The organism is uncultured Azohydromonas sp. (assembly GCF_937926365.1).
In the GTDB taxonomy this organism is placed as follows: Bacteria; Pseudomonadota; Gammaproteobacteria; order Burkholderiales; family Burkholderiaceae_C; genus Azohydromonas.
The window spans coordinates 1-4,694 of record NZ_CALAOH010000120.1; the positions used below are offsets into that span (position 1 = coordinate 1).

Annotated in this window: 5 protein-coding genes; 3 read left to right on the forward strand and 2 right to left on the reverse strand. The window is 73.0% G+C overall.

All coding sequences use genetic code 11. The features are described from left to right. The 3 genes from Q0741_RS12365 to Q0741_RS12375 all read left to right on the forward strand — a co-directional run. On the forward strand, positions 1–179 hold a 179-nt coding region (locus tag Q0741_RS12365; RefSeq protein WP_298233514.1), incomplete at its 5' end, for a helix-turn-helix domain-containing protein. Between the two features lie 140 nt (positions 180–319). Further along, positions 320–1,141 (forward strand): hypothetical protein, encoded by an 822-nt coding sequence (locus tag Q0741_RS12370; protein WP_298233510.1) that lies wholly within the window; start codon positions 320–322, stop codon positions 1,139–1,141. 1 nt (position 1,142) lies between these two features. Continuing rightward, the gene (locus Q0741_RS12375) at positions 1,143–1,460 is read left to right on the forward strand and encodes an EscU/YscU/HrcU family type III secretion system export apparatus switch protein (RefSeq protein WP_298233511.1); all 318 of its coding nucleotides are present in this window, start codon (positions 1,143–1,145) and stop codon (positions 1,458–1,460) included. Here the strand turns inward: Q0741_RS12375 and Q0741_RS12380 are convergent. Together Q0741_RS12380 and ggt are read right to left on the reverse strand one after the other, a co-directional pair. After that, positions 1,447–2,448 (reverse strand): lysylphosphatidylglycerol synthase domain-containing protein, encoded by a 1,002-nt coding sequence (locus tag Q0741_RS12380; RefSeq protein WP_298233512.1) that lies wholly within the window; start codon positions 2,446–2,448, stop codon positions 1,447–1,449. The two genes, Q0741_RS12375 and Q0741_RS12380, sit on opposite strands and share 14 nt — an antisense overlap. Before the next feature lie 169 nt (positions 2,449–2,617). Continuing rightward, positions 2,618–4,498, reverse strand: a complete 1,881-nt coding sequence (ggt, locus tag Q0741_RS12385) for a gamma-glutamyltransferase (protein WP_298233513.1) — start codon at positions 4,496–4,498, stop codon at positions 2,618–2,620. Between the last annotated feature and the right edge of the window lie 196 nt (positions 4,499–4,694).

The following is a 4,694-nucleotide window of genomic DNA, read 5'->3' on the forward strand; positions in this document are numbered from 1 at the left end:
GCAGCCAGCCGCTGCGCGACGCCGAGCGCGAGGCGCTGTCGGCGCTGCTGGCGGCGCACCGGGGCAGCCGCGCGGAGCTGGCGCGCCAGCTGGGCATCAGCGAGCGCTCCCTCTACCGCAAGCTGCGCGAGCTGCAGGCGTCGCGCGCGCAGGACGGCGGCGAGGGCGCCGAGGGCTGATCACGCCCCCTCGGCCTGCAGCGGGAACGGCTGCAGGATCTCCTCCAGCCAGGCCAGGAGCACCCGCGCCCGGCCGCGGGTGTGGCATCTGCACGCTTTTGCGCCGGGGTCGCGGAAGAGGGCCTTCCTAGAATTCGCGGGTGAAAGTCACCGCCATTCCCCACACCGAAGCGCCGGCCCCGGTCGAGGCCGTGCCGGTGCCCGCGGGCGTTTCAACCCTGCAGGCCACGGACTCGCTGTCGGTCAAGACGGCGGGGGCGCTGCTGGCCGCGCATCCCGGCGCGGCCTCCGGCGTGGTGGAGCTGAGCCCGCTGGGCCAGAGCGTGGCGACGCTGTCGGCCTTCGGGCTGCCCGTGGCGGTGCTGCCCGCCAATGGTCCGCAGGACGCGCTGCTGCCCGGCCAGCAGCAGCACCAGCAGGCCGCGCAGAACGTGATGCAGGCGCTGGCCGCCGCGCTGAGCCTGAAGCAGGCTGTCGCGGCCCAGGAATGGCTGGGCGAGGAGCCCGAGTCCGACGCCCCGGCCCACGAGAACACGCGGCGGCAGCCGAGCGCGGCCGACGCCGGCGCGCCGGCGCGCTCGCCGGCGCAGCAGTCGGCCGGCTCGCTGCTCAACGCGATGCTGTGCGCCTCGCTCACCGGCCAGACGGCCATCGAGGTGCGGCGCTGGGACCGGCGCCCGCTGAAGCTGGAGCTGCAGCGCGAGCCGGACGGGCGCGGGGGCTTTCGCGTCGTGCGCGCGCGCGTGCGCCATGAAACGGAGCAGGGCACGCTCGACGCGGTGGTGGAGCTGAGCACGTCCTTGTCGGAAGAAGGCGAAGCCTCGGCGATGAACGTGAACATCATTTGCGGCGAGGGGCTGGTGCGCGAGGTGGGCGAGCACGTGGACGAGTTGCGCCAAGCGCTGGACGCCCGGGGCCTGCATGCCGCCGTGCGCGCCCTGCCGGCGCCGGCCGAGGTCTGACATGAAGCGGCCCGAAAACGCCCTGGACGGGCTCCACGCCGAGGAGCCCACGCGCCGCCGCGCCGCGGTGGCCATGAGCTACGACACGCACCAGCGCATCGGCGCGCCCCAGGTGGTGGCCAAGGGCTACAACGAAACGGCCCGGCGCATCGTGGAGCTGGCGCGGCAGGCGGGCATCCCGGTGACGGAATCTGCCGAGCTGGCGCAGGCGCTGATGCACGTGGAGTTGGACCGCGAGATTCCGCCGGAGCTGTATGCGGCCGTGGCGGAACTGCTGGTGTGGATCTGGAAGCTGCAGCAGCCGCTCAAGACGGCGTGAGGCCGCGCCGGGCTGGCGCCTCCTCGGTGGCAGCCCAGCGCTCCAGCAGCAGGTACAGCGCCACGCCGCCCAGCAGCGGCAGCAGGTAATAGAGCGCGCGGTAGGCCAGCACCGCGCCCATCACGGTGCCCTGCCCCAGGCGGCCCGACAGCAGCGTCAGGTACACCGCCTCCAGCACGCCCAGGCCCGCCGGGATGGGGGTGAACACGCCCACGATGGAGGCCGCCATCAGCACCGCCAGCGTGGTGCCGTAGGGCAGCCGCTCGCCCAGCAGCAGGTACATCACCGTGCCCATCAGCGCCCAGTTCGCGGTCGAGAACGCGAGCTGCACCACCGCGCGGCCGGGGCTGGGCAGCTGCAGGCGCCGCCCGCGCACGCGCCATTCCTGCCCTCGCCAGCGGGCGCAGGCCGCGACGTAGCCCGCGGCCAGCAGCAGCATGAGCACGCCCACGGCGCGCAGCGTCCACCCCGGCAGCCAGGCCTGCGGCGGCAGCGAGATCACGCCCGAGGCGAAGAGGCCGCCGGCCAGCAGCCCGTAGCCGAGCCAGTTGGTGGCCAGGCTGATGCCCACCACCTGCGCCACCGAGGTCTCGTCCAGGCCAGCACGGGCGTACAGCCGGGCGCGCAGCGCCACGCCGCCCACCAGCGAGCCCAGGTTCAGATTGAAGGCGTAGCTGGAAACGGCGATGGCCCAGGTGCGCCAGCGCGCCACGCGGTGGCGCACGTGGCCGCGGCCGATGAGGTCGAAACAGCCGTACACGGCATGGCTGAGCGTGGCCAGCGCCCAGGCCACGAGCAGCGTCTGCAGCGGCTGGCGCTTGAGCGCGGCCCAGGCGCCGGCCCAGTCGATCTGGTGCGCCCGCGACAGCAGCAGCCCCAGGATCAGCACGCCCAGCACGGGCACCGCCCAGCGGCGCAGGTGCGGCCAGGCGGCGGTCAAGGAGGCCCGCAGCGGGCTGGTCGGCACGGTAGGAGCGTCACTGAGCATGGTGGCCCCATCTTCCCCAGTGCCGGCAGCGCCCGCCAGACGCCGCCGCCGCGTGTCGCTGTAGGCGCTTTCCGACGCGGCTACCGGACGCCGCGCCGCCGGCGTGGCCGCGCCGGGCAGCGAAAAGCCCGCCGGCGGCGGGCTTCGGTGCTTCGGGCGCTCAGCAGGATCAGGGCTGCAGCAGGTCGCCCAGCCCGCCCAGCAGCGGCTTGCTGCGCGGCAGCGTGATGACGGTGCCCTCGCGACGCGTGTCGGCGCCGCCGTAGTAGCGCCCGGTCTTGGGGTCGATGCCCACGCCCTGCACCGCGCCGATTTCGCCGACGCTCACGCCGTAGCCCAGCGCCCTGAGGCCATCCACCGTGGCCGGGGGCAGCGCCGCCTCCACCGTCACCGAGGAGCCGGCGCTGGTGACGGACAGGCGCGGCGCGTTGATGGCCTGCTGCAGCCCCATGCCGTGGTCGATGAGGTTGAGCGTGACATTGAGCACCGAGTTGATGATGGTCGAGCCACCCGGCGAGCCGTAGGCCACCAGCGGCTTGCCCTTGGGGTCGAAGATCATCGTCGGCGTCATGCTGCTGCGCGGGCGCTTGCCCGGCTGCACGTCGTTGTAGCCGAGGCTACCGGTGAACGGATTGATGGTCGGGGCGAGGTTGAAGTCGGTGAGCTCGTTGTTGAGCAGGAAACCGTGGTTGCGGAAGGAACCGTCCGGGCGCTTGTAGCCCGCGAACACGCCGATGCCGTGCGAGGACTCGATGGTGTTGGTGTAGGAGACGAAGTTGCCCCAGCGGTCGGCCACGGCGAAGTGCGTGGTGGTCTCGCCCGGGCCGGTCACGGGCTCGGCCACGGCCAGCCGCTGGCCCGCCTCGACGCCGGCGAACTGGTAGGGGCGCGGGTCGTCGGCCACCGGGTTGGTGCCCTGGCGCTGCCCCGGCACGATGGCAGCGCCGCGCATCTCGGTGTAGCCCTTGGCCAGCAGCCCCTTGGAGGGCACGGGAACGAAGTCGGCGTCGCCCATCCACACCGCGCGGTCGGCGAAGGCGATGCGCATGGCCTCGGCCATCACGTTGGCCGTGTTGAGGGAACCGAAGCCGTAGCCCGCGGCCGCGTCGCCGATGGGGAAGCGCTCCAGCATCTTGAGCATCTGCAGCAGCGTCAACCCGCCGGAGGACGGCGGCGACATCGCCTTGATGACGTAGCCGCGGTAGGTGGCCTGCACCGGGTCGCGCAGCGCGGGCTGGTACTGCTGCAGGTCGGCCAGGGTCATGCTGCCGCCGCGGCCCCACTTCTGCCCTTCGACGATGCCCTTGGCGATGTCGCAGCCCTTGGCCGGGATGTAGCGGTAGAAGCAGTCGGGGCCGTTCTTGGCGATCAGGCGCAGCGTGCCGGCCAGCGCCTGGTTGCGCACCAGCGAGCCCACCGCCGGCGGCACGCCACCGGGGCAGAAGAAGGCTTCCGCCTCGGGCGAGTTGCGCGCCCGGGAGCTGCAGCTGGCCTCGACGTAGCGCGGCGTGGCCTTGAAGCCCTTGTCGGCCAGGTGGATGGCCGGCTGCAGCACCTTGTGCAGCGGCATGCGGCCGAAACGGTCCAGCGCCAGCGCGGTGCCGCGCACCATGCCGGGCACGCCCACGGCCACGCCCTGCAGCGACGCGTTGGCCACGCCCACGAACATGTCGGGCCGGGCGCCGGCGGGCGCCTTCTCGCGCGAGTCGATGTAGAAGGTGCGGCCCGTCGCGGCGTGGTGAATCATCATGAAGCCACCGCCGCCGATGCCCGCCGACTGCGGCTCCACGACGTTGAGCGCGTAGGCGATGGCCACGGCCGCGTCAATGGCGTTGCCGCCCTTTTCCAGCACCTGCGCGCCGGCCTCGGCGCCATAGGGGTTGGCCACCGCCACCACGGCCTGCGGCCGCGCCAGCGGCAGCGCTGGCAGCTTGCCCAGCGACAGGCCGATGCTCGCCTGCGCCGAGGCCGCGGCGCAGGCGCTCAAAGCCAGCAACACCGCCCGCCGCAGGCAGGTCGGATTGAAGAATTCGGACTCCCGTAGTGGCATGGCGCAGCTCCTCGTGAAGGGGGTGAAGGCGCGGGCACGCGCCGTGCGCGTCCCGGGCCAGCTCACTCTGCCCAGGGGGGATCACCACTTCAACCAGGCGGCCGCCGCCCGGATGCGGGCGGCCAAACGGGCCGGAACGTGCTAGGAGGCTGTCGGACTTCTCGGTACATCTGGGGCGCTGCTGACATCCTGGACA